Source organism: Stenotrophomonas sp. GD03877 (assembly GCF_029840555.1).
Taxonomy (GTDB): Bacteria; Pseudomonadota; Gammaproteobacteria; order Xanthomonadales; family Xanthomonadaceae; genus Stenotrophomonas; species Stenotrophomonas geniculata.
Window position 1 is genome coordinate 40061 of record NZ_JAOCCT010000030.1, and the last position, 26812, is coordinate 66872.

Below are 26812 nucleotides of genomic sequence, written 5' to 3' on the forward strand. Positions count from 1 at the left end.
TCAACGCGCCGGATCAGGTGTTCCCGCTGCGATCCGGTTGATGTCCGCGCACTCCACCGTCGCAGGTGGATGCTCCCGTCCGGCCAGTGCGATCATCGCCTGGCCCACCGCCAGATTGCTGGTGACCAGTGAAGGGACGAGTGCGCCAGCCAGTTTCATCAGCGGTGCGCCACCCCAGTACAAGGGCTTGAGCACCACGTGGCGCGTGCCGGTTCCCGATACCGGCCGCACGCCGCCCGGGCGCAGCATCACGGTACGCACCGGCATCGTGCGGAGCGCCAGTTCGATTTCGCCCTTGATCCGCAGCGGCATCACCCGGCTCTGCGGGTCCGCGCCGGCGCCGGACACATACAGGAAGCATCCGTCGGGATTCACTGCGGCCCACGCGCGGGCCACGGCCAGTGTGGTGTCCAGCGTCACCCGCCGGTACTCGGCTTCGGCGGTGCCCACCGGAGGTGCGCCCGCGCAATAGAAGCACGCGTTGAAGCCAGCCAGATCGTCACGCTGCTCATCGATGCGCAGGAAATCCGGCACGACCCGCTCGCTGCCCGCACCGTTGAGGCTGCCCGGACGCCGTACCAGCGCGGTCAGATGGCCGACATGCGGTGAGCGCTGGCAGGCCAGCGCCACGCCCTGCCCCACCAGCCCGGCGGCGCCGGTCAACAGAATACGCAATGCTTCTACCCTGGCCATCACCGTCTCCTGCCCCGCTAGAGCTTCACGAAGCGCTGGATCTTCCGCGCCAACCAGCCACTGAATACCAGCGGCGCATCCAGCGCCGAAACGCAGATGCACGGCACCCCCGGCGCGGTCACCGGCTGGTGCTCCACGTCCTCATCCAGGTCCGCCACGTCGCCGGGCGCGAACAACCCCAGCGCATCGTTGTACGAGCCCCGCAGGATCTGGGTCAGCTCGCTGCGGCCGTGGCTGTGCATCGGCAGGCACTTGCCCGGGGCGATCTTCAGCATGATCAGCGAAGGCATCTGCTCTGCACGGATGCAGTGCACGCCCGGCGCCATCCAGCGCCAGCGCAGGCCGCTGAGCGACGCGCCGAAATACGGGTGAAGCGAAGCAGGAAGATGGTCCGGATCGGCTTCGGGCCGCTCTCTCGAAGCGGGCCGCGACGCCACTGCCACGGCAGGCGCGTCCGTCGCCAGCCGCATCAACATCGCGTCGCGCAACTGCTCGCGGCGTAGATCGCCCGTGGATGGCTGGGTCTGTTCCAGCAAGACCGATCCGATCGCCTCGGCCTCGCGGAGGCGCTGGCGACAGTGCGGGCACTGCTCCAGATGCGCGCCCGCCACGATGCTCAACGGCGCCGGAAGCGCGCCCGCGGCGTAGCTCATCAGCGTGGATTCGTGTAGATGGTGGTGCGGATTCACAGCGCACCTCCCACTTTCGACTGCAATTGCAGGAACGCACGTCGCAGGTGCGATTTCACCGTGCCCAGCGGCATGCCCAGCGCCTCGGCGATCTCGCTGTGGCTCTTGGCCTCGAAGTAGGACATGCGCACAAGCCGCGCCTGCACCGCAGGCAGCTCGTTGATGCGCTGGCGCAACCGGGCCTGGTCGGCGAACTGTTCGGCGCTGCTGCGCTCGACCACGTCCATCATCGCGGCGTGCTCCACCGCCACCTGCACCTGCATCCAGCTGCGCTCGCGGCGCACGCGGTCGATATGCAGGTTGCGGGCGATACGGTACAGCCAGGTGCTCAGCGCACCCTGCGCGGCATCATAGTCGGCCGCCCGCAGCCACAGGCGCAGCAGGCATTCCTGCGCCAACTCCTCGGCCACCGCGTCGGGTGCGCCCAGCCCGCGCAGATAGACGCACAGGCGCGGCATGAAATGGTCATAGATCCGCATGAAACAGTCGCGGTCGCGCAGCCGCGCGACACCGTCCATGTCACCGGCCCAGTTTTTCGGCTCGCTGCTGGGCTGCTGGGAGCTGGACACGGTGCGTGCGCTGTTGAAGTTGGCGAGGGTGCTGGCGGCGTCAGGGTACATCTGCGTTCGCGGCGGGCGGGTGAAGGTCTGTTCCCTGTACGGGCGGGAATGGCAATTGGATGCAGCCCGCATTGCGCATCCAACCCGCCCCGCCTGCCGTACGACCTCGACCCGCCCTTACGGATGAAGTCCATGCGCATCGCCTGGCTGTTGTTGTGCCTGCCCCATGCCGCGCTGGCGGCCCCCTGGCTGCGAAGCGAGGGCGTGGCAACGTCCTCGCAGGGCCGGATCCTCTACCGGGAAGTGCACTGGCGCCGCGATGCAAGCGAGGGTGCCGAGCGCTGGGTGCTGTACCAGTGCCCGGGTGGCCAGCCGTTCGCCCGCAAGCACCTGCCGGCCAGCCCCTTTGCGCAGGCTCGCGGCTATTCGCTGCAGGACCGACGCAGCGGCCAGACGGCCGAGATCGAGACCGCCAGCGGTGCCGTGTCGGTCGCCTGGAAGGAGGATGCCGCCAGCCCGCCCCGGCAGCGCAGGCTCGATCTGCCGCCGGACGCAGTGATCGATGCGGGATTCGACGCGGCGGTCCGCCTGCACTGGACAGCGCTGATGCAGGGCGAACGCATTTCGCTGCCCTTCCTGGTGCCCGGGCGGCAGCGCTACTTCCCGGTGCAGGTCCGGCATACCGGCACCCTGCGCTGGCAGGGCATCGACGCCCAGTCCATCGAGGTCAGCCTGGACACCTGGTATGGCGGCATCGCGCCCCGCCTGTCGCTGGTCTATGCCAGCGCCGACCGGCGCCTGCTGGAATTCAACGGCACCAGCAACCTGCGCGATGCGCGCGGCACCTATCCGCAGGTGACGGTGCGCTTCGGCTCACCTCCCGCGCAACGCCCCGCGTCGGAGTGGCAGCAGGCGTGGGCGCAGCCACTGGTCGACCGCTGCCCCGTCACGAACACGTGAAGCCGACATTCACCGCAACTCGTCGCATCCATTACGCATTCTGCTGCGTACAGGAAGACACGACACCCGCCGAGATCCGCCATGGCCTCTGTATCGCCCCTCCCCCGTCGACGCTGGCGCCTGGTGCACACCCTGCAGCGTTGGGTTGATACCAGCAACGCTGCGGATGCCAACTCGGAACAGCCCGGCCGCATCGACTGGCTGCGAGCGGTGCCGTTCGCGCTCATGCACCTAGCGTGCATCGCGGTGATCTGGGTGGGCGTGTCGTGGACGGCGGTGGTCGTGGCCGCGGCGCTTTACGCGGTGCGCATGTTTGCCATCACCGCGTTCTATCACCGCTACTTTTCGCACCGCACCTTCCAGGCACCGCGCGCCGTGCAGTTCGTGTTCGCGGTGATCGGCGCGTCCAGCGTACAGCGCGGGCCGTTGTGGTGGGCTGCCCACCATCGCCACCATCACCGCCACGCCGACCAGCCGCTGGACCCGCATTCACCGCGCGAAGGCGGCTTCTGGCGCAGCCACATGGGTTGGTTCCTGACCCGCGAAGCCTTCGCCACCGACCTGTCGCGGGTGCCGGACCTGGCGCGCTTCCCGGAGCTGCGCTGGCTGGACCGTTTCGATACCGCCATTCCCGTGCTGCTGGCCATCGGCCTGTATGCATTGGGTGCAGCACTGGAGCAATGGGCTCCGGGCCTGCACACCTCCGGCCCGCAGCTGCTGGTGTGGGGATTCTTCATTTCCACCATCGTGCTGTTCCATGCCACGGTCACCATCAACTCGCTGGCTCATCGCTTCGGTCGTCGCCGCTTTGAGACCCGAGACGACAGCCGCAACAATCTCTGGCTGGCTCTGCTGACGTTCGGTGAAGGCTGGCACAACAACCACCACTTCTTCCCGGGCACCGTGCGCCAGGGCTTCCGCTGGTGGGAAATTGACCTGACCTGGTACGGCCTGCGCGTGATGGCGGCGTTCGGGTTGGTCAAGGGACTCAAGGCCATCCCCGAGTGGGTGCTGGCAAAGGCGAGGTACTGACATGCGTATCGCCGTCATCGGTTCAGGCATCTCTGGGCTGGCCAGCGCCTGGTGGCTGCAGGAACGGCACGACGTGACGCTGTTCGAGGCCAACGATTACCTGGGCGGCCACACCCATACCCACGACGTGCAGATAGACGGCACGCGCATGGCCGTGGACACCGGCTTCATTGTCTTCAATCCCCAGCACTACCCGCTGCTGACGGCGCTGTTCGAAGAGCTGGGAGTGGCGTCGCAGCCGACCACGATGAGCTTTTCGATGCACAGCGAACGCAGCGGCGTGGAGTACAACGCCACCTCGCTGGATGGCCTGTTCTGCCAGCGACGCAACCTGGTATCGCCGCGCTTCTGGGGCATGCTGGCCGATCTGCGCCGGTTCTACCGGGATGCCCCGCTGTTGCTGGCCGAGGAGGAAGGTCCAACGCTGGGCGAGTACCTGCGAGATCAGCGCTACGGCGAGGCCTTCATTGAAGAGCACCTGCTGCCGATGGCCTCGGCGCTGTGGTCGTCGCCCACCGCCACGGTGCAGGACTTCCCCGCGCGCTATCTGGCCCAGTTCATGGCCAACCACCAGATGCTGCAGATGACCGGGCGGTCGTCCTGGCGGGTCGTTACCGGCGGCTCGGCCCGCTACGTGGATGCATTGCGCCGCCGCTGGCGGGTGCATGAGCGCCTGCAGTGCCCGGTGCAGCGGGTGGAACGCACGCCTAGGGGCGCACGCGTGCACAGCGCCGCAGGCGTCGAGGCCTTCGACGAAGTCATCCTGGCCTGCCATAGCAACCAGGCGCTGGCCCTGCTGGGTGATGCCGACCCCGCTGAGCGCGAGGTACTGGGTGCCATCCGCTACCAATCCAACGAGGCGGTACTGCACACGGATGCATCCTTGCTGCCGCGCAACCGCAAGGCCTGGGCGGCCTGGAACGCGCATGTCCCGCAGGATCCAGCGGCGCCCTGCACGGTAAGCTACTGCATGAACCTGCTGCAGGGCCTGCCCGGCAGCACGCCGCTGGTAGTCACCCTCAACCGCAGCGAGGCCATCGATCCGGCCAGGGTGCTGCGCACGCTGCACTATGCCCATCCAGTGCACGATCATGCTGCGGTTCGCGCGCAGCAGCGCTGGGCAGAGCTGCAGGGCCATCGCCACACCTGGTTCGCAGGGGCCTACTGGGGCTGGGGCTTCCATGAAGATGGCATCCGCAGCGCCCACCGCGTGGTGGATGCGCTGGAGTCCTGCGCACCGCATCGCAGGGTGTCCGCACCGGGCGAGGTGGCGGCATGAGCGCCAGCGCACTCTATTTCGGGCAGGTCATGCACCGCCGGCATCACCCGCACCCGCATGCGTTCCGTTACCCCGTTGCGCAGCTTCTGCTCGACCTGGATGAGCTGGAGACCGTGTTTGCGGGACGCTGGCTGTGGTCGGTCAATCGGCGCAACCTTGCCGAGTTCCGGCGCAGCGACTATTTCGGCGATCCGGCACAGCCTCTGGCCGATGCCGTGCGCGACCACGCCGCGCAGACGCTCGGTCATCGACCTTCGGGGCCGGTGCGCCTGCTCACCCACCTTCGCTTTGCCGGGCATGTATTCAACCCGGTCAGCTTCTACTACTGCTACCACGCCGACGGCAGCACGCTGGACTGCATCGTGGCCGAGATCACCAACACGCCCTGGAAGGAACGCCATGCCTACGTGCTGCCGGTCGCTACGGCCGTCCACGAAGGCACGTCACTGCGCTGGCAGTTCGACAAGCGCTTTCACGTTTCGCCATTCATGCCGATGGACTGCCGTTACGACTGGCGATTCAACAGCCCCGAAAAGGACCTGCGCGTGCACATGCAGGTCTGGCGCGACGGCATCCGGCAGTTCGATGCCACCCAGACGATGCGCCGCCGCCGCCTGGATGGCCGCGGGCTGGCGCGGGTCCTCGCCTGCTACCCACTGATGACCACCCAGGTGGTGGCAGCCATCCACTGGCACGCGCTGCGGCTGTGGCTGAAGCGCAACCCCGTACACGACCACCCCACCCTTGCTGGGAAACCACGATGAACTCGATGACGCCTTCGGTGACCCTGCCGCGCCCCGGCGCGCTGGACGCCTTCCTGCGCCGCCGCCTGCTGGCGCAGCTTGCCCCCTTGCGCGATGGCCACCTGTGCGTGCGCGATGCCCTTGGCGAGGTCCGGCTGGGCAACGCCCACGCCGGGCTGCAGGTGACGGTGACCATCGAAGATCCCGCGTTCTACCGGAAGGTCGCTGCGCAGGGCAGCGTCGGCGCCGGCGAGAGCTACATCCAGGGCGACTGGCACTGTGATGACCTTGTCGCGCTGATACAGCTGCTGGTGCGCAACCGCGACCTGCTTGATGGCATGGAGCAGGGCCCAGCCCGTGTGGCTGGCTGGCTGCTGCGCGGCTGGAACCGGCTGCATCGCAACAGCCGTGAGGGCAGCCGGCGCAACATCGCCGCCCACTACGACCTGGGCAACGACTTCTTTGCCCTGTTCCTGTCGCCGGATCTCATGTATTCGTCGGCGCTGTTCGCCAGCGAATCCGAATCACTGGAGTCCGCCTCGCGCCGCAAGCTGGACCGAATCTGCCGCCAGCTGCAACTCAAGCCGGGCGACCGGGTGGTGGAAATCGGCACCGGTTGGGGCGGTTTCGCGGTACACGCCGCCCGGCACTATGGCTGCCATGTCACCACCACCACCATCTCTGCCGAGCAGCATGCGCTGGCCACCGAGCGCGTGCGGGACGCAGGACTGCAGGACCGGGTCACGTTGTTGACGCAGGACTACCGTGACCTGCAGGGCCAGTTCGACAAGCTGGTATCGATCGAGATGATCGAAGCCATCGGCGCGGAATACCTGGACACCTACATGGCCACGCTGCAGCGACTGCTGAAGCCCGATGGTGTTGCCCTGCTGCAGGCCATCACCATCGAGGATCATCGCTACGAGCAGGCCCGGCGCAGCGTCGACTACATCAAACGCTATGTGTTCCCCGGCAGCTTCATCCCATCGATCAACGCGATCATGGCCGCCAAGACGCGTTCCAGCGACCTGCAGCTGATCGCCCAGCAGGACTTCGGCCATTCCTACGCGCTGACCCTGCGCGCCTGGCGCCAACGCTTCCTTGCGCAGCTGCCTGCCGTGCAGGCGCAGGGGTTCGATGCCCGCTTCTGCCGCCTGTGGGATTTCTACCTGGCCTACTGCGAAGGCGGTTTCCTGGAGCGTTCGATCGGCGTCTCGCATCTGTTGTTGGCGCGCCCGGGCCATCGGCCCGCGGGCGCACCGGGTGAAGGCAACTGAAATGCGCCGGTTCTGGCCCAATCTGCTTGGCAACCAGCTGGTCTGGCTGTGCGCGGTAGCCGGCGCGGGCCGCGGCTGGCAGTGGCCTGCGTTGCTGGCCGCGTCGCTCTACATCGGCAGCCAGCTGCTGGCGTCGGCGCATCCGCGACTGGACCTGCGGCTGCTGGTGCTTGCGCTGGCCTGCGCCTGGCTGGTCGATGCCACTGCGGCCGCCAGCGGCACCGTGCGCTACGCCGCTGCCCCGCTGGGATGGGCGCCGCCGCCCTGGATCATGGCCTTGTGGGCGGCATTCGCCATGACCCTGACCACCTCGATGCGCTTCCTTCAGCGACACCCTGCCCTGCCGCCTCTGTTCGGCCTGCTGCTGGCGCCACTGGCCTACCTGTCGGCCGCGCGTGGATTCGATGCGGTGCAGTTCAACAGCCCGATGTGGCATGGCGTCCTGGTGCTGGGCGCAGGCTGGGCCATTGCGCTTTCCCTCCTGTGCCGCGCCGCCCGTGGCGGTCCGCGTACCACGCCACAACCACCTCTGGTCGGAGCGTCATCATGATCAACCTGCTCTGGGTGCTGCTCTACGCGGTACTGGTGATGAGCTGGGGCTGGGCCTGGCAGCGCCGCCACCACAACATCGGCGTTGTGGACGTACTTTGGGCCAAGGGCGTGGGCGCCGCCGCGCTGCTACTGGCGTTGCTGGGCGAGGGTGCGGTCACGCCACGGGTGGCGCTGGCTGTGCTCGGTGGCCTGTGGGGCGGTCGCCTGGCCCTTCATCTCTGGCACCGGGTCCGGCACGAAGAAGAGGACGGGCGCTATCGCTACCTTCGTGAGCACTGGCAAGGACACCAGGGAAAGATCTTCGGGTTCTTCATGGCACAGGCACTGCTGGTGGTGCTGTTTGCCCTGCCCTTCGTCGCGGTCGCCGCCAATCAAACCGCAGGCACGGCACCCTGGGTGATGGCGGCTGCGCTCGTCTGGCTGCTGAGCGTGGGCGGAGAATCGCTGGCCGACCAGCAGCTGGCCCGGTTCCGCGCCAACCCGGCGAACAAGGGCCGCACCTGCCGTGATGGACTCTGGCGGTATTCCCGCCACCCCAACTACTTCTTCGAGTGGCTGCACTGGTTCACCTACGTGCTGCTGGCCGTCGGCTCCCCGCTGTGGTGGCTGGCCTGGCTCGGCCCCGTGCTGATGTATGTGTTCCTGCGCTATCTCAGCGGCATCCCGTTCACCGAGAAGCAGGCCCTGCGCAGCCGCGGCGACGACTACCAGGCCTATCAGCGCAGCACGCCGATGTTCTTTCCCTGGTTCCCCCGCCCTTCCAAGGAGCATTCCGCATGAACGCGATCCCCTCACTGAATCCTGCCGAAGACGCGGAAACCGGGCTGATCGCCTGGGCCGAACGCGGGCTGGTCCCCGATGCGGCGCTGCGTGCCGGCATCCGCCGCTTGTGCGCGCGACGCCTGCATGAGGAAAGCGAGGGTGGCATCGAAGGCCAGTCGGCGCGCTTCAGCCGGAGCATCGCCGAGCTGGCCGACAGCCCACTCGCATTACACACCGACGCAGCCAACCGACAGCACTATGAAGTGCCAGCAGCCTTTTTCCAGGCCTGCCTGGGCAAGCGACTGAAGTACAGCAGCTGCTACTACCCAACCGGGCGCGAAACGCTGGACCAGGCGGAGGACGCGATGCTGGAACTGTACGGCCAGCGCGCAGGCCTGGCCGATGGCCAGCAGATTCTCGAACTGGGATGCGGCTGGGGCTCACTGACCCTGTGGATGGCAGAACGCTACCCGCAGGCCAGCATCACCGCCGTTTCGAATTCGCACAGCCAACGCCAGCACATCATGGCGCAGTGTGAAGCCAGGGGGCTGCGCAACGTCGAGGTGATCACCCGCGATGTCAACCAGCTTGAGCTGCCCACGGCACGCTTCGAGCGCTGCGTGTCGGTCGAGATGTTCGAACACGTGCGCAACTACGAGCGCCTGCTGGCGCGCATCGCGCAGTGGCTGAAGCCAGACGGTGCGTTGTTCGTGCATATCTTTGCCCATCGCACGCTGATGTACCCGTTCGAAACCGAGGGTGGCGACAACTGGATGGGCCGCCATTTCTTCACCGGCGGACTGATGCCGGCCGCCGATACCCTTCTGCATTTCCAGCGCGACCTGCGGCTGGATCAGCGCTGGTTGCTGGACGGCACCCACTACCAACGCACCGCCGAGCACTGGCTGGCCAATCAGGATGCGGCACGCGACCGGGTGATGCCGATACTGGCGGCGACCTATGGGCCGGCGGCTGCGCGCATCTGGTGGCAACGCTGGCGGATGTTCTGGATGGCATGCGCCGAGCTGTTCGGCTACGACGACGGCCAGCAGTGGCTGGTGGCCCACTACCTGTTCCGGCCCCGCTGAGGTGTGACATGCGAAAGTTTCCACTGCTTCCCCTGATCGCGATCGGCCTGTTCGGTTCCGGCTGCAGCTCCAGCGACACGCGCCCACTGCCGCGTCCGTCATCGGTGGATGTGCCGCGTTTCATGGGTGACTGGTACGTGATCGCGCATATCCCATCGCGCCCTGAACGCGAGGCCTTCGACGCCGTGGAGAGCTATGCCCTGCGCTCCGATGGGCGCATCCAGACCACCTTCACCTATCGCAAGGGCAGTTTTGATGCGCCACAGAAGTCGATGCACCCCATCGGCCGTGTCGAGAAGGAAGGCAATGGCGCGATCTGGGGCATGCAGTTCATCTGGCCGATCCAGGCTGAGTACGTGATCGCCTGGCTCGACGAAGGCTACCGCCAGACCATCGTGGCGCGAAGCAAGCGTGATTACGTCTGGTATATGGCCCGCACCCCGCAGGTGTCGGACAGAGACTACCAGCAGGCAGTCGAGCGGATTGCGGCGATGGGTTACGACACCCGCACGCTGAGGCGGGTGCCGCAGTCGGTGCGATGACACCGCACCCTCGTCCCCGGTGGATCGTCCTGGAGCAACAATCGATCATCAATCATTGCAACGTGGTGCTTTCACCATGCGCCCTTCAGATACGATGCTGGGCAAGCCAGCAGGGTCTGAACGGATACACGATCGATGGACAGCACTCCGGACAATACCATCACAGCCTCCTGGAATGGCTTCGTCGTCCGGCAGATCCTTCCGTGCGATCTCGACCTCATCTGTGCCCACCGTGAAGCGATGTTCCGTGAGAGCGGCCGGAGCGAAGAGGTCCTGCAGCAGATGGCCGCCCCGTTCCGTAGATGGCTGGAGCCGCGCCTGATGTCGGGCGACTACTTCGGCCATGTCCTTTCCGACAATGGACAACCCATCGCAGGCATCGGCCTGATGCTGATCGACTGGCCGCCCCACCCCGCCCATCCAGAGCAGGACTCGCGCGGCTACGTACTCAATGTCTACGTGGACCCCGGCTACCGGCGTCGCGGCATCGCCCGCCAGCTGATGAAGCTGGCCGACCACGCGTTCGCCGGGCGAGGGGTGGCCTACGCGGTGCTGCACGCTACTGCCCAAGGGAAGCCCCTGTATGCCGATCTCGGATGGGCTGCGACCAGCGAAATGGCCCGCGACCTGCGCAGCGGGGGCGACGTGCCCTGAAGGGCCTGACTGTGGCCTGACGATCCACTGCATCAATCGGCAACACTGGATTGATGGGTCTTGCACATCGACCCTTAGGAATAATCGCAAAAATCCAACAAATTCGATGCTCGACGCGACAGCAGCGCCAGAATGATCGCCACGCCCTTCGGGCGCCGATCACCTCCCAGCGCATGAATGGATACCCTGCACCGCGCCGACTGCGGCTGGCACTCCTCGACGATCACGAAGTCGTCCGCCGCGGCACCGTCCTGCACCTGTCCCGCGACCTCCGCTTCGATATCGTCGCCAGTCACACCCGCAGCGATGAGCTCGTTAGCAGCCTGCGCCAGCTGGCAGTGGATGTCGCCATCATCGATCTCACCCTGGCGCCCGGCGACCGCAGCAGTGATGAACTGGTCTCCCTGCTGCGCCAGTGTTTTCCTCATGTTCCCCTGCTCGCCTTCGCCACGCTGACGCCAACCACCCGCATCGACCACCTGCTGACGGCCGGCATCAGCGGCGTGGTCAGCAAGTCCGAGCCCCTGGAGATGTTGTCTGAAGCCATCGTGCGCATCTCGCAGGGACTGTGCCGCCTGCCCGCCGATTGCCTGTTCCCGGCCAACCGCCAGGAGCTCAGTCGCAATGAACGCGAAGTGCTGGACCTGCTTCTGGCCGGCCTGACCGTCTCGGAGATCGCGCTGCACCGTCATCGCAGCGTCAAGACGGTCAGCACCCAGAAGATCGCCGCCCTGCGCAAGCTCGGGTTGCGCAATGACGTGGAGATCTATGCACTGCGGCGGCAGCTGGAGGTGCGATGAGGCGCCGCGCTCGTCTCCGCCTGCGCACTTCGTGCACCTTGCTGCTGGCCCTGATCCTGCTGCCCGCAGCCTCGGCCGAGGATGCGCAACTGCAGCGATGGCCCGCCGGCCGCGAAGTGCGGGTCGCCACCGCGCCATCACTGCGCCCGCTACCTGCAGCGCTGGCAGATTCAAGCACGCCCCTCACCCTCGCCCATGGTTATGCCGACCTTGTCGCTCAGCATTCCGGCCTGCGCTTCCGTGATCTCACCTACACCAGCACGAGCGCGGCGGTCGCTGCCGTCTGCCGGCACGAGGCCGACCTGGTGCTGGTCATGGGCAGCCCTTCGCGTCGCCCGCTCCCCTGTCCCGACCTGGTGGCATCGGGCGCTTTCCATGGCGGCAAGACGGTGCTGGCCACGCGTAAAGGCGAGCGCCCACCCCGTGACGTCACCGGGGTGAGGACGCAGGTGCTGGCCGTCGTTGACGGTGGCCCCTATGCCGACTGGCTGGCGACCCACCATCCTCAGATCCACCTGCTGCGCCTTCACGACCGCCATGCGGCGCTGGCCGCCGTGGAGAGCGGTATCGCCGATGCGGCCATCGGCCTGGAAGCAACGCTGCAGTCGATGATCCGGAAGCACTTCGCGGGCAACCTGCAACTGCACCCGTTCGACAGCGATTTTTCCACCGATCTGCACCTGTTTGTCCGCCGCGAGGACCAGCAACTGCTGGCGCGCATCGATCAGGCGCTGCGCGCCATCACGCTCGAAGAGCACGCAGGGCTGCTGGAGTTGTGGGCACAGCAGATGCTGCCCGCATCCATCGAGAGCACACTTGACCAGATGCGCCTCCCGCTCCTGCGATGGCTGCTGTGTCTGGCCACGGCACTCATCGGCCTGCCCGTGCTCTGGCAGGCGCTACGTTGGCGAATCGGCCGCACGGAACGCCGCCTGGGGCGCGCGGCGGGGATGATCAGCCATGAGGTGCGGAATTCCGCGCAGACGATTCTGGCTTCGATCGACCTGCTAAGCCAGTCTCACCTGCCCAAGGGGCAGCGCGAACTGCTCGCGGCAGCGCTTGCTGCCGGCCAGTCGCTGCGCAGGCTGCTCGATCGCTCACTGGCGTTCTCGCGCCTTGCCAGCGGCAGCTTCAGGCCGCATCCCGTGCCCTGTGACGTCGGTCAACTCTGTGCCCGTGCACTGGAAGCCATCCGGCCGGAGGCACTACGGAGAGGCCTGTCACTCCAGCTCGATCGCACGCCTGATCCAGCGCCGGTGGTCGCGCTGGATGCCGATGGACTACGCCAGATTGTCGACAACCTGCTGGGCAATGCATTGAAATTCACGGATGTCGGCGGTATCGAAGTGCGCCTGCAACTATCGCCCGCCCTGTCTCCCCGGGAGCTGTTGCTGGATGTGATCGACAGCGGCATCGGCATTGCGCCCGCTCAACTGGCGCTTCTGTTCCGGCCATTCCAGCAGAGCGAGGATGGCCAGAGACGTGGCGGCACCGGGCTGGGCCTGACGATCGCGCGCGAACTGGCCGTTGCCATGGGCGGCAACCTGACCGCACACAGCGTGCATGGGCGCGGCAGCCGCTTCACCCTGCGATTGCCGGTCCGCGCCGTCCACGGCGATCCGCCACCCATCGAGCCGCTGCAGCAGACACCACTGGCCGGCATCGACCTGCTCCTGGTCGAAGATCATGCACTCAGCCGGCACATCGTCGCAGAGCAGCTGCGCCGGCTGGGTGCGGATGTACGCGCGGTTGCCGATGCCGACACCGCATTGGCCGAGCACGCGCTACGACCGCGCGCCACGGTCATGCTGGACATCGGGCTTCGCGACTCGGATGGCTACGCTCTGGCGCAGCAGCTGCGCGCGCAGGCAGAGCCCCCCCTGCGAGTGATTGCCCTGTCCGCCCGCATGGGGCGCCGCCATGCGGCGCGCTGCCGAAGAGCCGGATTCGACGCCATCCTGGTCAAGCCATTGCAGGTTGCGAGCTTGCTGCAGGCACTGGGCCTTCCGCCCCCGGCGCACCGTACTGCGCCCGATGACGCCCCTGGCGTCGAGCCGGATTACGCTGCGGACATTGCCTATGAGCTGGCCAGGATCGAACAGGCCGTGCACGACGTCGATGCTGCGACACTACGCCACCATGCGCACCGCCTGCAGGGCACGCTGCAGATGTGCCGGGCAATGGATCAGGCCGGCATGGCGGCCGCTCTGTGGGAGATGGGGCATGAGGCCGCGCCCGACTGGGTCCAGGCGCGGCGGCTGCTGCAGGGATTGCAGCAGTGGCACGGCTCCCGCAGGGCGGAAGCCGCACCATCGGCCTGATCAGGCCGCCAGGCGCTCGACCTGGCGACGGGTCAGGTCGTTGAAGCGACCCAGCGACATCAGGTGCTGATGGATCAGCGCCAACCAGCCGCTGCGGTGCCACTCGACCACGGTCGCTTCCGGCAGCGCCACGAACTTCTCCACGTCCACCACCAGGAAGCCGTTGAGATTGAACTCGCGGCCATCCGGGGTACGCACGGTGGCATTGCGCTCGACCAGCAGGCCGTTGTCGATCAGGGCCTTGGAGAAGGCCTGGGTCTGTTCATGCTCGCGGGTGTACTGGCCGCAGAACTCCAGCGCCTGCTGCACCATGTCGGTGGCCTTGCCGTCCACGAACAGCGGCTGGCCTTCGTCACCGCCCTTGACCACGCGCGAGCTCTCTTCGTCGATGCCCAGCAGGAAGTCGTTGTCCGCACCGGTGTCGATGAAGATGAAGGGGTGGCGACGCAGATAGGCCGGAATATAGGCCTCGTCTTCCCACAGGCCGTCCTTGATGAACAGGTTCTGGTCGGAAACACCAACGGCGGCCATCGGCACGGCGGTCGGGCCAGCGAACAGGATCGGGAAGTGGTGCAGGGCCAGCGAGAACTCGCCCAGCACCAGCGGAATGGCGTTGTTGCCGGCGGCAAACTCGAGCTTGCCCGGCAGGATGCGCAGATCGGCATGCACATCGGCCTGCAGCGGCACCGGACGGGTGTAGAACAGGGGGGCGCTGCTCGGCGCCGCTTCGGTGGTGGTGTCGCTGGTGGTCGTCATCTTGGGAACCGTTCGATCATGCGCGCCTGCCATCCCGGGCGCGCCAGCGGGAACAACCTGAATCCCGCATTATCAACAAGCTCGATGACAACGGCCACCCCACCGACGGCCTATTTCAGTTGCAGGGGGTAGCGCTGCCAGAGCACGTGGACCAGGAAACCGGCCAGCTCGGTGTCGCGCGCACTGACTGCGGCGCGGATCTTGTCCAGCAGCACCATGTCCGAGCAGGAGCGCACATCGGCGTGGTTGGCCTGCCCTGCCCGGCGCGCGCGGTAGCGCGCGGCCCGCTGCGCATCACTCATGGCGTACCCGAACTTGGGCGGACGACCGCGCTTTCGCGGCAGGGTCAGCTCCAGGGTTCCGGGGTCTTTGTCATCACGCATGAGAGGGGTGCGGGCGGCGGCGAGCAACGGGGGGTGCGCAATTTATCGTGAGGCATCACTTTAATCCAGCCTTTTCTGCAGTTTTGTTGCGATGCAATGCAAAAAATCGCATGCCGAGGGCTCCATCCACGCATGGCGTGGATCTACTGCGGAATCGCCGCGCCTTGTGTGGATACGGAAACCCGCCAACTCCCAGTAGATCCGCGCCATGCGTGGATGCGCGTTCCCGACCACAAAAAAAAGGGAGCCCGCGAACGGGCTCCCCTCACCTTCCTCATGCAGCGCGTACCGGCTCATAGCCGTGCAGGTGCGCCTCGCTGCTCGCCCGCCCCTGGCTGAGCGAACGCAGCGACGTGGTGTAACCCACCAGTTGCGCCAGCGGCGCAAAGCCACTGACCTCGGCGCGACCGTCCTGGTCGTCGATGCGGGCAATGCGACCATGGCGACGGTTGAGGTCGCCCACCACATCACCCACCGACGCTGATGGCGAATGCACCGTCACCGCCATCACCGGTTCCAGCAGCTGCGTGCCACCCTCGGCCAGCGCCGCCTTGATCGCCTCGGCACCCGCACGGTGGAACGCCATCTCCGACGAGTCCTTGGCATGGGTCTGGCCATCGACAAGACTGACCTCGATACCGACCACCGGATGACCCTGCGGCCCTTCCGACAGTGCGGCACGCACGCCCTTTTCCACCGCCGCGATGAAGCTGCGCGGCACCACGCCACCGACGATGCGGTCGTTGAACACCACCAAGTCGTCCTCGCGCGGCAATACATCCAGTACCACGTGCGCGAACTGGCCCTGGCCACCGGTCTGCTTGACCAGCCGCCCGACGACGCCGGTCATCGCACGCATCGGCGTCTCCTGGTAGGCAACGCGCGGCGAGCCCACGCCCACATCCACCTTCCATTCGCTGCGCAGGCGCTCGACCATCACCTCTAGGTGCAGCTCGCCCATGCCCCAGACCAGGGTTTCCGCCGTATCGCGATCGGTTTCGACGCGGAACGACGGATCTTCCTGGGCCAGGCTGGCCAGGCCCTGCGCCATCCGGATCAGGTCGGCCGCACGCGCCGGTTCCAACCGCCACGCCAGCACCGGCGCCTGTGCCTGGATGTTCTCCAGGCGCAGCGGCTGCGCACGGCCGCTCAGCGTCTCGCCGCTGACCGCATCCTTCCAGCCCAGCACCGCGACGATGTCACCGGCCACGGCCTGTTCGATGTCGTGGGTCTGGTCGGCCTGCACGCGAACCAGGCGGCTGACGCGCCGCCCTTGCGGATGCTGCGAACTGGCCACGGCGTCGCCCACCTTCAAAGTGCCCGAGTACAGCCGCACGAAGCTCAGCGCGCCGTGCTGCTGGTGGGTGATCTTGAACAGCAGGCCCGCCAGCGGACCGTCCGGATCCGGCGGCAGCACCACCTCGCCACCTTCGCTCTCGGCGCTCACCGCAGGGCGATCCAGCGGCGACGGCAGGTAATCGACCACGGCGTCCAGCAGCGTTTCGATGCCCTTGTCCTTGAACGCAGCACCGGCCAGCACAGGCACGCCCGCACCTGCCAGCGTCGCCCGACGGATCGCCGCACGCAGCGTCCCGGCATCGATCACGCGGCCTTCCAGCCAGGCATCGGCCAGTTGCTCGTCGTGATCAGCCACGGCTTCGACCAGCGCATCGCGCTGTGCCTGCCACTGGGCGCGCACCGCGTCGTCCCACGGGGTCATCGTGGTTGCGGCGCCATCCTGCCACTGCAGCACGCGCTCATCGACCAGATCGACCCAGCCGTTGAAGCCGCTTTCGCTGCCCAACGGCACGCCCAGTGCCCAGGGCCGCGCCCGCAGCTTGTCCTGCAGTTGCTCCAGCACGCGCTCGAACGACGCGCCGACGCGGTCCATCTTGTTGACGAAAGCGATCAGCGGCACGCGATGGCGGCGCGCCTGGCGCCACACCGTCTCGGACTGCGGCTGCACGCCGTCCACGGCCGAGAACACGGCCACGGCACCGTCGAGCACGCGCAGCGAACGCTCGACTTCAATGGCGAAGTCGATGTGGCCGGGGGTGTCGATCAGGGTGAGCCGATGCGGCGGCAGGTCACGCGGCGCCCACTGCGCCTGCACGGCGGCAGCGCCGATGGTGATGCCACGCTCTCGCTCGATCGCCGAAAAGTCGGTGGTCGCATTGCCGTCGTGCACTTCGCCGACGCGATGGATCTCGCCGCTTTTCCACAGCAGGCGTTCGGTCAGCGTGGTTTTGCCGGCGTCGATGTGGGCAATGATGCCAAGGTTGCGACGGCGGGAAAGGACTTGGGTGTTCATGAGAAAGGTTCCTGCAAAGCCAACTTCGGGGGCCGCGCACCCCGGTTGGCGACAGGGTGCGCGGCTAGCGTTCGGTCTCGGCGATCTGGTGCATGGCACGTTCTCCTTGCGGTACATCGGGTTACGGGAAATGGAACTGCGGAAACGAAAAGAGCGCCCCGGAGGGCGCTCTGTCGAAGGTCCAGCGATGGCCGCTTCAACGGCCTCGTGGGGCTCCAGGCAGACACGCCCGTTCCGCGCTTGCGCGGGTCAGGGTGAAAAACTTCAGGAGCGGCATCCGGTTCATGGGGCGCATTCTAGACCTGCCAATCTGGCGCGCAAGTGAATATTACGCACATAAATGGAACGATGAAGCCGGCGGGCATCGGGGTCGGACCCCTTTGCGACGGCCAAGGGCTCTGACCCCTCCCCTGCCTTAGTTGCAGTTGTGCAGCTTGCGCGCCTCACCCACGGTCGCCGCCTGGTCGTCCCCCATCGAGATCCATCCCTTCAACGACATCGCCAGATCCACCTGCGCCTGGCGCGGGCCACCATGGATCACCACCTCGGTCCAGCTGCCGACCGGCGCCAGCTCCGACAATCGTGCAGCCTGGTCGTCTTCGGTGCTGAACATATCGCCTGGCTCCGCAGGCTTGGCCTTGTTCACGGTCTCGGTCTTGCGCGCCCGGATCCGCAGCGCGCCATCGGCCATGCGTTGGGTGGTGACTTCATGGCGTTCCACCCCGTAGGCCCAGCTGCTCTCTCCCGCGCGACGGGTCTCGCTACCGTCGTCTGCCACCACCACGGAATCACCCGCCGCTTCTGCCACGGCCGCAACCGAACCCATTCCGGACATCAGCGCCTGGTAGGCAATCATCTGCCGCTGTTCGGTGGCCAGCGCAACGTCACCTGCCTTTCCGGCAGGAATCTGAAGGTACACCGCCTCCCTGCACAACATCAGTACCTGCTGGTCGTCCCAGCTGATGAGCACTTCATCACTGGCGAAATAGCGGGTCGTCACCGGAACCACAGGAGCGCTCCCGCCAGCGGAATACCGGCTCTCGATCAGCGAGGCCTGCTCGGCGGCCTTGATCAGGGAAACCGAGGATGCCGACGCAGTGCTGGCGGCGCATACGGAGGCGACCATTGCCGAGAGCAGCACGCCATGTGAAACAGTACGGATCATTGCATCAGTCCATTGAAGAGAACGAACCGCACATGATACGTCGCCTGGCAGAGCGCGTTGATGCTCAGGTCACCACCACCAGCGGCACCCCGCGCCGCGGATGCTCCAGCACCACCACATCCTGCTGGTAGACCCGCTGCAGGTTGTCTTCGGTCAGCACCTGCAATGGTGTTCCGTCGGCCGCCACCCTGCCCTGCTCCAGCAGCACGATGCGATCGGCATAACCGGCCGCCAGATTCAGATCGTGCAGCACCACGATCACGCACGCACCGGCTTCGGCACAGGCACGCACACTGCGCAGCGTGCGCTCCTGGTGGCGCAGATCCAGCGCGGCGGTCGGTTCATCGAGCAGCAACAGCGGCGTGTCCTGCGCCAGCACGCGCGCGAACGTGGTCCGGGCAGACTCGCCACCGGACAGCTGCTGCACCTCGCGTAGGCGCAGCGCCTGCAGTTCGGCGGCATCGATCGCCGCTTCCACCTGGGCGTCATCCACCACTGGATCCGGCGGATGTGGCAACCGCCCCATCGCCACCACTTCTTCCACGCTGAAGGCAAAGCGCACGCCGTGCTCCTGTGGCATCACCGCGCGCTCGCGCGCCAGTGGTCCGGCCTTGTAGCTGGCCAGCGGCTTGCCCAGAAGGCTCACCTCGCCCGCATCAGCGCGCAGGTCGCCGGCCGCGACGGCCAACAGCGTGGACTTGCCCGCGCCATTCGGGCCAACCAGAGCGGTCACCGTACCCGGCTCGAACGCCAGCGAGATACCGTGCAGGATTTCACGCTGCTGGCGGCGGACCACTACCTCATGCAGCTTCAACAGCACGCTCATGGGGCAGCCTTGCGGCGCTGCTGCAGCACCAGCCAGAGGAAGAACGGCGCACCCAACGCTGCCGAGAACAAGCCCAGCGGAATCTCTGCCGGCGGATCCAACGTGCGAGCCGCGGTGTCGGCCACCACGATCAGCAGCGCGCCCAGCAGGCCGGACAAAGGCAGCAACCAGCGATGACCGGGACCGACCAGCAGGCGCGCCACGTGCGGCACCACCAGGCCAACGAAACTGATCGAACCGGCAAACGCCACCGCCGCCCCTACCAGCAGCGCACTGAACGCCACCAGGCGACGGCGCGTGCGGGTGACATCCAGCCCGAGGTGCTGTGCCTGGCGCTCGCCCAGCGCCAGCATGTCCAGCGGCGTGGCCAGCCGCTGCAACGCGAACACGCCAATCGCAAACAACGGCACCACCGCCGCCACGTCGGCCCAGTTGGCGCGCGCCAGCGAGCCCATCTGCCAGAACACCAGCGACTGCAGCTCGCTCTCGCTGGCGATGTACGTGAGGAATCCAATCAACGCCGAGCAGAACGCCGCCATCGCGATGCCCACCAGCAGCAACGTTGCGTTGCCCGTGCCCTTGCCGGGCCGCGCCAACGCATACGTCAGACCGATCGCCAGCGCACCGCCGACGAACGCGGCCACAGGCACCAGCCAGCCCGCCGCACCGGCAGCGCCCAGCACGATGGCGGCTACCGCGCCCAGCGCAGCACCCTGGCTGACACCGACGATGCCGGGGTCGGCCAGCGGGTTGCCGAACAGGCCCTGCAGGCTGGCACCGGCCATCGCCAGAGACGCGCCCACCATCGCGCCCAACAGGGCGCGCGGAATGCGCAGCTGCCAGACCACGGCGAGGTCGCGGCTGCTGACCGCCTGCGGATCGAGCAGGCCCAGCTTCACCGCCAACGCCTGCATCACCTCCAGCGGCGGCAGCCGCAGCGGGCCCACGGCGAACGAGGCCAGCACCGCACCCAGCAGTGCCAGCAACGCCACCATCAACATCGTCCGCCCGCGACGGCGGCGCCGATCCGCTGGACTCATGCCTTCGGCATCGCCGCGAACGCCTTCGCCAGCGCCAGCGCACCGGCACCGGAGCCGACACTGGTGTACTTCAGCTGCACATCCGGCATCACCCAGACCCGGTTGGCCTGCCCGGCCGGGGTCTGCCTCAGCGTCGGGTACGCCTTCCACAGGCCTTCGGCACCGCCGAACAACTGCAGGTCGTGCTCGGTCACCAGGATCACCTCCGGTGCCGCGGCAACCACGCCTTCATTGCTCAGCTGCGAGTAGTTCTTCACCCCGGCCTCGGTGCCGATGTTGACGCCACCGGCCAACGCGATCAGCTGCGCCGACGCGCTGTCGGCACCCGCAACGGTCGGCGAGCCACCGGCACCTGTTGCCGAGACATGGATCACTCGTGGCGCATGGCCCAGGCCCTTGCCAATCGCTGCAGCCTCGTCGAGCTGACGCTGCACCTGCGTGGCAAGTGTCTGCCCTGCCTCGGCCAGCCCTAGTGCGACGGCGACCTTGCGCACCTTGTCCGGGGCCGGCTGCAGGTCATCGATGACCACGGCCGGCTCGCCCACTTCGCGCAGCTTCTTGGCCAGCTCGGTGTGGCGGCGCAGGCTGTTGCCGAGGAACAACGAGCCCTGCAGGCTCAGCACGCCCTCCACGCCAGTGGTTCGGTTGAACAGGAACTGGTGCGGTGCGGCCAGACCGGCCTGGGTGGTGGTGTTGGTTGGCGCAGCGAACACCTGCTTGCCCAGCCCCAGCGCCTCGATCACCGCGATGACATCGTCACCACCGGCAATGATCCGGCTGGTGTCGGCCACTTCGACGTCGGCGCCATCATCGGAATGCACCTTGGCCGGAAGCACGGCCTTCTGGTCGTGTACGGCCGGCATTTCGGCACCGGCCACGCGCTGCCAACCTGCCGGCAGCGCGGTTTCCGCAGCCGCCGCCGTTGCCGCGGGCGGCTCGGCCGGCGCCTTGCCATCGGAGGGAGCCGACGAGCCGCCACAGGCGGCCAGCGCCAGCGAAACGGCCAGCGGGAGCGCACACAGGCGCAGACGGGACGCGATGTTCATGGACGTTCTCCTTGCTGGCAGGGCGACGCGCACGCCGCCCTGCCCTGTGACTTACTGCTTCGGGATGATACGGGTGATGCGGTCACCCTTCGGGTCTTCAGCGCCACGCGACTTGTTCACCGCGAACACGTTGCCCTTGCCATCGGCGCGGACGTGGTTCGGCAGCGTGCCGCCATCGAGGTTGGCGACCACCTTGCCGTCACCGTTCACCACGGTGACCGTGCCAGCGCCACGGTTGCTGACGTAGGCCAGGCCGGAGGCATCATCGAAGGCGACGTTCAGCGCGCCGGCGCCGACCGGCACATCGTGCAGCACCTTGCCGGCGGCCACATCAACGATCAGCAGGTTGTCGGTGCCCTGCGAGGCCACGTACAGGCGGTTGCGCGCGGCGTCGAAGGCCACGCCCGAGGCACTGATCGAGTTGCCCAGGTCGATGACCTTCTCGACCTTGCCGCTGGCCACATCGATCACCGCTGCTTCCGGCGTGCCGATGCTGACGGTGAACAGCTTGCCAGCCTTTTCGTCCAACACCAGGCTCATCGGGGTGAACTTGCCGTCATCCACGCCGGATTCCAGCGTCACCTGCGGCAGTTCCTTGAACGTCTTCGCATCGAACACCGACAGATGGTCCTCACCCGTGGCCGAGGCGAATACCTTGCCGTGGGTGCCGTCGACCACCACGTCGCGCGCATGCGGCACGGCATCGACAGGGAACTGGTGGACCAGCGACAGGTCCTTCTGGCGATAGACCGCAATCGAATTCTGGCGGGTATTGGTCACCCACACATTGCCGTTGGTGTCATCCACGCCCACGCCATAGACCGCGTACACCGCACCATTGGTGCTGCCCGGCACCTGCGCCGGGGTGATCGCCTTGGTCACCTTCAGGGTCTTCGGGTCCAGCTTCAGCAGCTGCGACTGGGTCACCGGCGGGCGGCCCACGGCCGAGGTGACGAACACGGCATTGCTGGCGGCGCTGTAGGCGGACTGGTACAGGCCCGGCACCAGCTTGTTGGACTGGGTGGCGAACTGCGCCTGGCCGGACAGCGGCAGCTGCGGCGACACGCGCAGCTTCAGCACGGTGGCTGCAGCCGGCTGGCTGGCGCGCACCACCACCGGGTGGGTACCTGGCACCGCATCGGCCGGAATGCTCAGCTGGGTCTTGAAGTTGCCATCAGCGTCGACCACCACCGGCTGCGTGTTGAGCACGCTGTCGCCACGCAGCAGGCTGACCTTCTGGCCCGGCACGAAGCCGCGACCGACCACGTCGGCAGTGCTGCCGGGAACCACGTTCTCACCGCGCGAGACGACCTCGCCCTTGAAGGTGGCGTTGGCTGGCTGATCGAACACCGGCTGCGCGGTGGCGGTCACGGCCAGCAACAGGCCGGCGGCGAGAGAGGTAAGACGGAAAGACGGACGGAACGACATGGAAGGCTCCTTGCACACGTAGGCCGCGCCACGTAGCGCGGGATTCATCGGTTGCCTGGGCCGCTGCACGTCGGCAGCCTCGCCTGGGTAGTGGGGTCGCACGACATCGCGTGCGAAGGGATTCATTCGGCGCCGTTGTCACCGCTGTTGGGCGCGCCATCGTCGGCGCTGCGGTCGGTCACGCCGTACAGCTCATGCAGCGCGGCATGGAACGACGCGGGCAGCATCGGGCCGTGGCCGAGGCCGTCGAACTCGCGGTACTGCACGCTCAGGCCCGGCACCTTGGCCAACCGTTCGGACAACTGCATCGCCGCATCCGGGGTGGCGCCACCGATGCGGCGCAGGTGCGCGACCACGCGCGGATTGTTCATGTCGCGCTTGCCACGATCACCGACCCGCTCGGCGCCGCCCAGCATCAGCCAGAGCTTTGCCGGCTGGCCATGCACGTTCTGCACGAACTGCTGTTCCGGATCACCCAGCGCCGCGCCCTGGCTCCACCACAGCGACGGGCTGGCCGCCAGATAGGACTGGAAGGCGGCGGGACGGGTGTACAGCGCATTGAGCACGAACAACCCGCCCAGCGAGTGCCCCCACAGCGCTTGCTGCTGCGTATTGATGCGTGCACGACGCTCGACTTCCGGCTTGATGCGGCGCTCGATTACATCCAGGAAGGCCGCGGCACCACCACCGACCACCTGGGTTGTACCGCTCTCGTCGTCGGCACGGTCGATCCACGCGGTGTAGTCACGGGTGCGCGCCTTGGAATCGATGCGCAGATCATTGTCGTAGCCGATCAGCACCAGCACCGGTGGCACCTTGCGCGTGGCCAGTTCGGCCAGCAGCGGCTGGTCCAGGACCATGGCGACGGCGTTCCCGTCCAGCGCGTACAACACCGGGGATGGCGTCTTGCCGGCCTTGGCCGGGATCGCCAGGTTCACCCGCCAACGGCGCTGCTGGTCCGGGCTGTCCACCACGAAATGCTCGAAGCGATAGCTGGCCGCCGGCTCGTCGAGCACGGTGTGGCCGATCTTCTGCAGCGGATTGCGCTGCTGTGCATAGGCATACGGGGTGGCCAGGAGCAGACCCATCATCAAGGCGGCCAGGCCGCGGGCCAATGGCCCCCGGCGCGAAGGCAGGTAGAGATGCTTCATCAGCGGCGGCAGAAGCGGCCCACGGCCGCCGGTTCACAAGGGACCGCAGTCTACCTTAAACGCGAATGATTATCACAACGATCAAACGTCACACTGTGTATCGCGCGTGCGACGACCCGGTTGCGTTGGGCACGGCATTTCCCCTATTTTGCCGGCCACCGGGGCATTGGATCGCCCCGCTTACAGCCCGGCCACGGAGGGCGGGCACTCTGCCATCGGTCCGGTCGCGTTCATCTGCGTACAACCGCCATGGGATTGGATCCCATGATTGTGAGAACCCTTGAAACACACCGCACTGATTGCCCTTACCCTCGGCCTGCTCGCCCCGCTGGCCGCACAGGCCGCGCAGGACCTGCCAACGCTCTACCAGGCCTATGAAGAGGCCGGCAACTCGACACTGAGCATGGAAGAACTCAACCAGACGGTGACTTTCAGTGCTGTGGCGCTGGGCGTTTCCAGCAACCTGGCAGGCGAGCCGCTGATCGAGGCCGGCGATGAACAGGGCAATGTCATGGCCCGACTGACCACAGGCGACGAACAGCAGGCCGCCAAGCTGGGCGCCCTCGAAGAAGGCGCAACGTTCACCGCCAGCTGCACGCTGCAGTTCAGCTCCGGCACGGACTACCTGTCCTTCGGCGACTGCACCGTCAAGTAAAGAAGAAGCCGGCGAAACGCCGGCTTCTTTTCGTTGCCTCTGTAGAGTCGAGCCATGCTCGACTCGCGCAGCGTCAGGGCCCCGAAGGCACCGGACCATAGACATTCTCCTGCGGCGTGCCCGGCAGCAGCGAGAAGATCATGATCACGATCCCACCGCCCGGCACCAGCGCCAGCAGGAACAGCCAGCCCGACTGGTTGCAGTCATGCAGGCGGCGCACCGTCACGGCAACCAGCGGAACGATCGTCGCCAGCCACATCACACCCAGCAGCACCACCGTGCCGATCAGGATGCCGGCCAGCGCATCGGGACTGTTGCGCAGGAGGATCGCCAGCACACCGGCCAGCAACATCACTGCCGTTGCGACCAGGAACAGGAACAGCTGGTACATCCAGTATTCGCGGCGGTTGGCGCGGCCCTCGAACTGGGCATAGCGCTTCAACGGCAGAATCATTTCCTGCACGGCATCAATCCTTGAAAAAGTGGCCGCGCAGTGTGCCAAATGCACGCGCGCAGGACAATGTGGCGACGAGCCATGCTCGACTGCCATTGCCCCTGTAGAGCCGAGCCATGCTCGGCTGCTGTTCCAATAGGTACCTGTAAGCCCATGCAAGAGCGAAGTCGAGCATGGCTCGACTCTACAGAAGCCGGGTCAGCGGCCCTTCGCGGTCCGCGCCGCTTCGCGCTCCGCGCGCAGCCGATCCAGTTTTTCCTTCAACTTGATCTCCAGCCCGCGCGGCACCGGGTTGTAGTACACGCGTTCGCCCATCGCATCCGGGAAACCGGTCTGGTCCAGCGCGATGCCGCCTTCGGCGTCATGGTCGTACTGGTACTCGGCGCCGTAGCCGAGTTCCTTCATCAGCTTGGTCGGCGCGTTGCGCAGGTGCAACGGCACTTCTTCGGTGCCGCTTTCGCGCACGTCGGCCTTGGCTTGGTTGAAGGCCGCGTAGCCCGCATTCGACTTGGCGGTGCTGGCCAGGTACAGCACCAGCTGGGCGAAGGCGAGCTCGCCTTCCGGGCTACCCAACCGCTCGTAGATGTCCCAGGCTTCCAGCGCCATGCTCTGCGCGCGCGGATCGGCCAGGCCGATATCCTCGATGGCCATACGGGTCAGCCGGCGCGCCAGGTAGGACGGATCGCAACCGCCATCGAGCATGCGGGTCAGCCAGTACAGCGCCGCATCAGGATTGGAACTGCGTACCGATTTGTGCAGGGCCGAAATCTGGTCGTAGAACTGCTCGCCACCCTTGTCGAAACGACGGGTACGATCGGCCAGCACCTGGGTCAGGGTCTGCGGGGTGATGCGTCCGCCCTCCCCGCCTGCCAGTTCGGCGGCGATCTCCAACAGGGTCAGCGCACGACGCACATCACCATCGGCGGCGGTGGCGATTTCCAGCAGCAGTTCGGGAGCGACCTCGATGCCCTCCTCGCCCAGGCCACGCTCGCGATCACCCAGCGCACGTTCCAGCGCCTCGACGATGTCGGTCGGCGAAACGCCTTCCAGCACATGCACGCGGCAACGTGACAGCAGCGCCGAGTTCAGCTCGAAGGACGGGTTCTCGGTGGTGGCACCGACGAACAGGATCGTGCCGCGCTCGATGTGCGGCAGGAACGCATCCTGCTGCGCCTTGTTGAAGCGATGCACCTCGTCCACGAACAGCACGGTGCGACGGCCTTCGGCGAAGCGCTGCGCGGCCTCGGCCAACACCTGGCGCACCTCCGGCAGGCCGGACAGCACCGCGGAGATGGCACGGAATTCAGCGTCGGAGTACTCGGCCAGCAGCAACGCCAGCGTGGTCTTGCCGCAGCCGGGCGGCCCCCACAGGATCATCGAATGCACGCGCCCGGATTCGACCGCGCGGCGCAGCGCACTATCCGGCGCCAGCAGGCGTTTCTGCCCGACCATTTCGTCGAGGGTGCGCGGACGCATGCGCTCGGCCAGCGGGCGCATGTGTTCCCGATCGACGCTCAGTAGATCGGGGCCAGGGAAGGAAGTGGAGCGATGTCTTGGCACGCGGCTATTGTACCGCGCCGGGTGACCACGATTCCGGTAGTGCCGGCCGCTGGCCGGCAGTTCAAGAGCGTGTCAACCAAGGTTG

Annotated in this window: 27 protein-coding genes; 13 read left to right on the forward strand and 14 right to left on the reverse strand. The window is 66.8% G+C overall.

What is annotated here, in order from left to right:
- From N5D20_RS19065 to N5D20_RS19075, 3 genes are read right to left on the reverse strand one after another with little or no spacing between them, the layout of a single operon-like run.
- Entirely contained in the window at positions 1-693 is a 693-nt protein-coding gene (locus N5D20_RS19065) for an oxidoreductase (RefSeq protein WP_197578641.1), read from the reverse strand.
- 17 nt (positions 694-710) lie between these two features.
- A complete protein-coding gene (locus N5D20_RS19070; protein WP_049436408.1) occupies positions 711-1382 on the reverse strand; it encodes a ChrR family anti-sigma-E factor in 672 nt (223 codons plus the stop codon).
- On the reverse strand, positions 1379-2002 hold the full coding sequence (locus tag N5D20_RS19075) for a sigma-70 family RNA polymerase sigma factor (protein WP_054171738.1): 624 nt from the start codon (positions 2000-2002) through the stop codon (positions 1379-1381). Before N5D20_RS19075 ends, N5D20_RS19070 begins: the two co-directional genes overlap by 4 nt.
- A 132-nt stretch (positions 2003-2134) precedes the next feature.
- On the opposite strand from N5D20_RS19075, the gene N5D20_RS19080 reads away from it, so the two are divergent.
- From N5D20_RS19080 to N5D20_RS19135, 12 genes are all read left to right on the forward strand, one after another.
- The gene (locus tag N5D20_RS19080) at positions 2135-2902 is read left to right on the forward strand and encodes a hypothetical protein (protein ID WP_197578640.1); all 768 of its coding nucleotides are present in this window, start codon (positions 2135-2137) and stop codon (positions 2900-2902) included.
- An 81-nt stretch (positions 2903-2983) separates the two neighbouring features.
- Positions 2984-3934 carry an acyl-CoA desaturase gene (locus N5D20_RS19085; protein ID WP_054171735.1) on the forward strand — a complete coding sequence of 317 codons (951 nt, stop codon included), beginning with the start codon at positions 2984-2986 and terminating at the stop codon, positions 3932-3934.
- A gap of 1 nt (position 3935) precedes the next feature.
- Positions 3936-5213 (forward strand): FAD-dependent oxidoreductase, encoded by a 1278-nt coding sequence (locus N5D20_RS19090; protein ID WP_197578639.1) that lies wholly within the window; start codon positions 3936-3938, stop codon positions 5211-5213.
- Entirely contained in the window at positions 5210-5977 is a 768-nt protein-coding gene (locus tag N5D20_RS19095; RefSeq protein WP_197578638.1) for a DUF1365 domain-containing protein, read from the forward strand. Before N5D20_RS19090 ends, N5D20_RS19095 begins: the two co-directional genes overlap by 4 nt.
- Positions 5974-7233: a cyclopropane-fatty-acyl-phospholipid synthase family protein gene (locus N5D20_RS19100; RefSeq protein ID WP_197578637.1), complete on the forward strand. Its 1260-nt coding sequence runs from the start codon at positions 5974-5976 to the stop codon at positions 7231-7233. The genes N5D20_RS19095 and N5D20_RS19100 overlap by 4 nt, the downstream gene beginning before the upstream one ends.
- A gap of 1 nt (position 7234) precedes the next feature.
- Positions 7235-7783 (forward strand): DUF2878 domain-containing protein, encoded by a 549-nt coding sequence (locus N5D20_RS19105; RefSeq protein ID WP_019337466.1) that lies wholly within the window; start codon positions 7235-7237, stop codon positions 7781-7783.
- Positions 7780-8565 carry a DUF1295 domain-containing protein gene (locus tag N5D20_RS19110; protein WP_010485798.1) on the forward strand — a complete coding sequence of 262 codons (786 nt, stop codon included), beginning with the start codon at positions 7780-7782 and terminating at the stop codon, positions 8563-8565. Before N5D20_RS19105 ends, N5D20_RS19110 begins: the two co-directional genes overlap by 4 nt.
- Positions 8562-9635: a class I SAM-dependent methyltransferase gene (locus N5D20_RS19115; RefSeq protein WP_171954271.1), complete on the forward strand. Its 1074-nt coding sequence runs from the start codon at positions 8562-8564 to the stop codon at positions 9633-9635. Before N5D20_RS19110 ends, N5D20_RS19115 begins: the two co-directional genes overlap by 4 nt.
- A gap of 8 nt (positions 9636-9643) precedes the next feature.
- The gene (locus tag N5D20_RS19120; protein ID WP_019337464.1) at positions 9644-10177 is read left to right on the forward strand and encodes a lipocalin family protein; all 534 of its coding nucleotides are present in this window, start codon (positions 9644-9646) and stop codon (positions 10175-10177) included.
- A 135-nt stretch (positions 10178-10312) separates the two neighbouring features.
- Positions 10313-10831, forward strand: a complete 519-nt coding sequence (locus N5D20_RS19125) for a GNAT family N-acetyltransferase (protein WP_057502829.1) — start codon at positions 10313-10315, stop codon at positions 10829-10831.
- A gap of 53 nt (positions 10832-10884) precedes the next feature.
- Positions 10885-11631, forward strand: a complete 747-nt coding sequence (locus N5D20_RS19130; protein WP_279914599.1) for a response regulator transcription factor — start codon at positions 10885-10887, stop codon at positions 11629-11631.
- Complete coding sequence (locus N5D20_RS19135) at positions 11628-13952, forward strand: ATP-binding protein (protein WP_197578636.1); 2325 nt, start codon at positions 11628-11630, stop codon at positions 13950-13952. The genes N5D20_RS19130 and N5D20_RS19135 overlap by 4 nt, the downstream gene beginning before the upstream one ends.
- Here N5D20_RS19135 and N5D20_RS19140 read toward each other — a convergent pair whose 3' ends face one another.
- From N5D20_RS19140 to N5D20_RS19180, 9 genes are all read right to left on the reverse strand, one after another.
- Entirely contained in the window at positions 13953-14708 is a 756-nt protein-coding gene (locus N5D20_RS19140) for a SapC family protein (protein ID WP_010485810.1), read from the reverse strand. It lies immediately after the preceding gene.
- A 110-nt stretch (positions 14709-14818) separates the two neighbouring features.
- A complete protein-coding gene (locus N5D20_RS19145; protein ID WP_005409616.1) occupies positions 14819-15091 on the reverse strand; it encodes a hypothetical protein in 273 nt (90 codons plus the stop codon).
- Between the two features lie 274 nt (positions 15092-15365).
- Positions 15366-17402, reverse strand: a complete 2037-nt coding sequence (gene fusA, locus N5D20_RS19150) for an elongation factor G (RefSeq protein WP_197578635.1) — start codon at positions 17400-17402, stop codon at positions 15366-15368.
- Between the two features lie 415 nt (positions 17403-17817).
- Positions 17818-18567 carry a hypothetical protein gene (locus tag N5D20_RS19155; protein ID WP_197578634.1) on the reverse strand — a complete coding sequence of 250 codons (750 nt, stop codon included), beginning with the start codon at positions 18565-18567 and terminating at the stop codon, positions 17818-17820.
- Between the two features lie 64 nt (positions 18568-18631).
- Positions 18632-19393 carry a heme ABC transporter ATP-binding protein gene (locus N5D20_RS19160; RefSeq protein WP_021201792.1) on the reverse strand — a complete coding sequence of 254 codons (762 nt, stop codon included), beginning with the start codon at positions 19391-19393 and terminating at the stop codon, positions 18632-18634.
- Positions 19390-20433, reverse strand: coding sequence for an iron ABC transporter permease (locus N5D20_RS19165; protein ID WP_049409841.1), 1044 nt, complete (start codon positions 20431-20433; stop codon positions 19390-19392). The genes N5D20_RS19160 and N5D20_RS19165 overlap by 4 nt, the downstream gene beginning before the upstream one ends.
- Positions 20430-21479: an ABC transporter substrate-binding protein gene (locus N5D20_RS19170; RefSeq protein ID WP_197578633.1), complete on the reverse strand. Its 1050-nt coding sequence runs from the start codon at positions 21477-21479 to the stop codon at positions 20430-20432. Before N5D20_RS19170 ends, N5D20_RS19165 begins: the two co-directional genes overlap by 4 nt.
- 51 nt (positions 21480-21530) lie before the next feature.
- Positions 21531-22907, reverse strand: a complete 1377-nt coding sequence (locus tag N5D20_RS19175) for a YncE family protein (RefSeq protein ID WP_197578632.1) — start codon at positions 22905-22907, stop codon at positions 21531-21533.
- Between the two features lie 122 nt (positions 22908-23029).
- On the reverse strand, positions 23030-24058 hold the full coding sequence (locus tag N5D20_RS19180) for an alpha/beta hydrolase-fold protein (RefSeq protein WP_197578631.1): 1029 nt from the start codon (positions 24056-24058) through the stop codon (positions 23030-23032).
- Positions 24059-24338: 280 nt separating this feature from the next.
- Between N5D20_RS19180 and N5D20_RS19185 the strand changes: the two genes are divergently transcribed.
- Positions 24339-24713: a hypothetical protein gene (locus N5D20_RS19185; protein ID WP_197578630.1), complete on the forward strand. Its 375-nt coding sequence runs from the start codon at positions 24339-24341 to the stop codon at positions 24711-24713.
- A gap of 73 nt (positions 24714-24786) precedes the next feature.
- On the opposite strand, the gene N5D20_RS19190 is transcribed toward N5D20_RS19185, so the two are convergent.
- Entirely contained in the window at positions 24787-25176 is a 390-nt protein-coding gene (locus N5D20_RS19190) for a DUF805 domain-containing protein (RefSeq protein ID WP_054171720.1), read from the reverse strand.
- 189 nt (positions 25177-25365) lie between these two features.
- The gene (locus N5D20_RS19195) at positions 25366-26664 is read right to left on the reverse strand and encodes a replication-associated recombination protein A (protein WP_279914601.1); all 1299 of its coding nucleotides are present in this window, start codon (positions 26662-26664) and stop codon (positions 25366-25368) included.
- Positions 26665-26812 lie beyond the last annotated feature (148 nt).

Excerpts from the sequence above, each read along its gene's own strand:
- N5D20_RS19065 (WP_197578641.1), bottom strand. The coding sequence starts at position 693 with ATGGCCAGGGTAGAAGCATTGCGTATTCTGTTGACCGGCGCCGCCGGG.
- N5D20_RS19075 (WP_054171738.1), bottom strand. The coding sequence starts at position 2,002 with ATGTACCCTGACGCCGCCAGCACCCTCGCCAACTTCAACAGCGCACGC.
- N5D20_RS19080 (WP_197578640.1), top strand. The coding sequence starts at position 2,135 with ATGCGCATCGCCTGGCTGTTGTTGTGCCTGCCCCATGCCGCGCTGGCG.
- N5D20_RS19085 (WP_054171735.1), top strand. The coding sequence starts at position 2,984 with ATGGCCTCTGTATCGCCCCTCCCCCGTCGACGCTGGCGCCTGGTGCAC.
- N5D20_RS19090 (WP_197578639.1), top strand. The coding sequence starts at position 3,936 with ATGCGTATCGCCGTCATCGGTTCAGGCATCTCTGGGCTGGCCAGCGCC.
- N5D20_RS19095 (WP_197578638.1), top strand. The coding sequence starts at position 5,210 with ATGAGCGCCAGCGCACTCTATTTCGGGCAGGTCATGCACCGCCGGCAT.
- N5D20_RS19100 (WP_197578637.1), top strand. The coding sequence starts at position 5,974 with ATGAACTCGATGACGCCTTCGGTGACCCTGCCGCGCCCCGGCGCGCTG.
- N5D20_RS19105 (WP_019337466.1), top strand. The coding sequence starts at position 7,235 with ATGCGCCGGTTCTGGCCCAATCTGCTTGGCAACCAGCTGGTCTGGCTG.
- N5D20_RS19110 (WP_010485798.1), top strand. The coding sequence starts at position 7,780 with ATGATCAACCTGCTCTGGGTGCTGCTCTACGCGGTACTGGTGATGAGC.
- N5D20_RS19115 (WP_171954271.1), top strand. The coding sequence starts at position 8,562 with ATGAACGCGATCCCCTCACTGAATCCTGCCGAAGACGCGGAAACCGGG.
- N5D20_RS19120 (WP_019337464.1), top strand. The coding sequence starts at position 9,644 with ATGCGAAAGTTTCCACTGCTTCCCCTGATCGCGATCGGCCTGTTCGGT.
- N5D20_RS19125 (WP_057502829.1), top strand. The coding sequence starts at position 10,313 with ATGGACAGCACTCCGGACAATACCATCACAGCCTCCTGGAATGGCTTC.
- N5D20_RS19130 (WP_279914599.1), top strand. The coding sequence starts at position 10,885 with ATGGGTCTTGCACATCGACCCTTAGGAATAATCGCAAAAATCCAACAA.
- N5D20_RS19135 (WP_197578636.1), top strand. The coding sequence starts at position 11,628 with ATGAGGCGCCGCGCTCGTCTCCGCCTGCGCACTTCGTGCACCTTGCTG.
- N5D20_RS19140 (WP_010485810.1), bottom strand. The coding sequence starts at position 14,708 with ATGACGACCACCAGCGACACCACCACCGAAGCGGCGCCGAGCAGCGCC.
- N5D20_RS19145 (WP_005409616.1), bottom strand. The coding sequence starts at position 15,091 with ATGCGTGATGACAAAGACCCCGGAACCCTGGAGCTGACCCTGCCGCGA.
- fusA (WP_197578635.1), bottom strand. The coding sequence starts at position 17,402 with ATGAACACCCAAGTCCTTTCCCGCCGTCGCAACCTTGGCATCATTGCC.
- N5D20_RS19155 (WP_197578634.1), bottom strand. The coding sequence starts at position 18,567 with ATGATCCGTACTGTTTCACATGGCGTGCTGCTCTCGGCAATGGTCGCC.
- N5D20_RS19160 (WP_021201792.1), bottom strand. The coding sequence starts at position 19,393 with ATGAGCGTGCTGTTGAAGCTGCATGAGGTAGTGGTCCGCCGCCAGCAG.
- N5D20_RS19165 (WP_049409841.1), bottom strand. The coding sequence starts at position 20,433 with ATGAGTCCAGCGGATCGGCGCCGCCGTCGCGGGCGGACGATGTTGATG.
- N5D20_RS19170 (WP_197578633.1), bottom strand. The coding sequence starts at position 21,479 with ATGAACATCGCGTCCCGTCTGCGCCTGTGTGCGCTCCCGCTGGCCGTT.
- N5D20_RS19175 (WP_197578632.1), bottom strand. The coding sequence starts at position 22,907 with ATGTCGTTCCGTCCGTCTTTCCGTCTTACCTCTCTCGCCGCCGGCCTG.
- N5D20_RS19180 (WP_197578631.1), bottom strand. The coding sequence starts at position 24,058 with ATGAAGCATCTCTACCTGCCTTCGCGCCGGGGGCCATTGGCCCGCGGC.
- N5D20_RS19195 (WP_279914601.1), bottom strand. The coding sequence starts at position 26,664 with ATGCGCCCGCTGGCCGAGCGCATGCGTCCGCGCACCCTCGACGAAATG.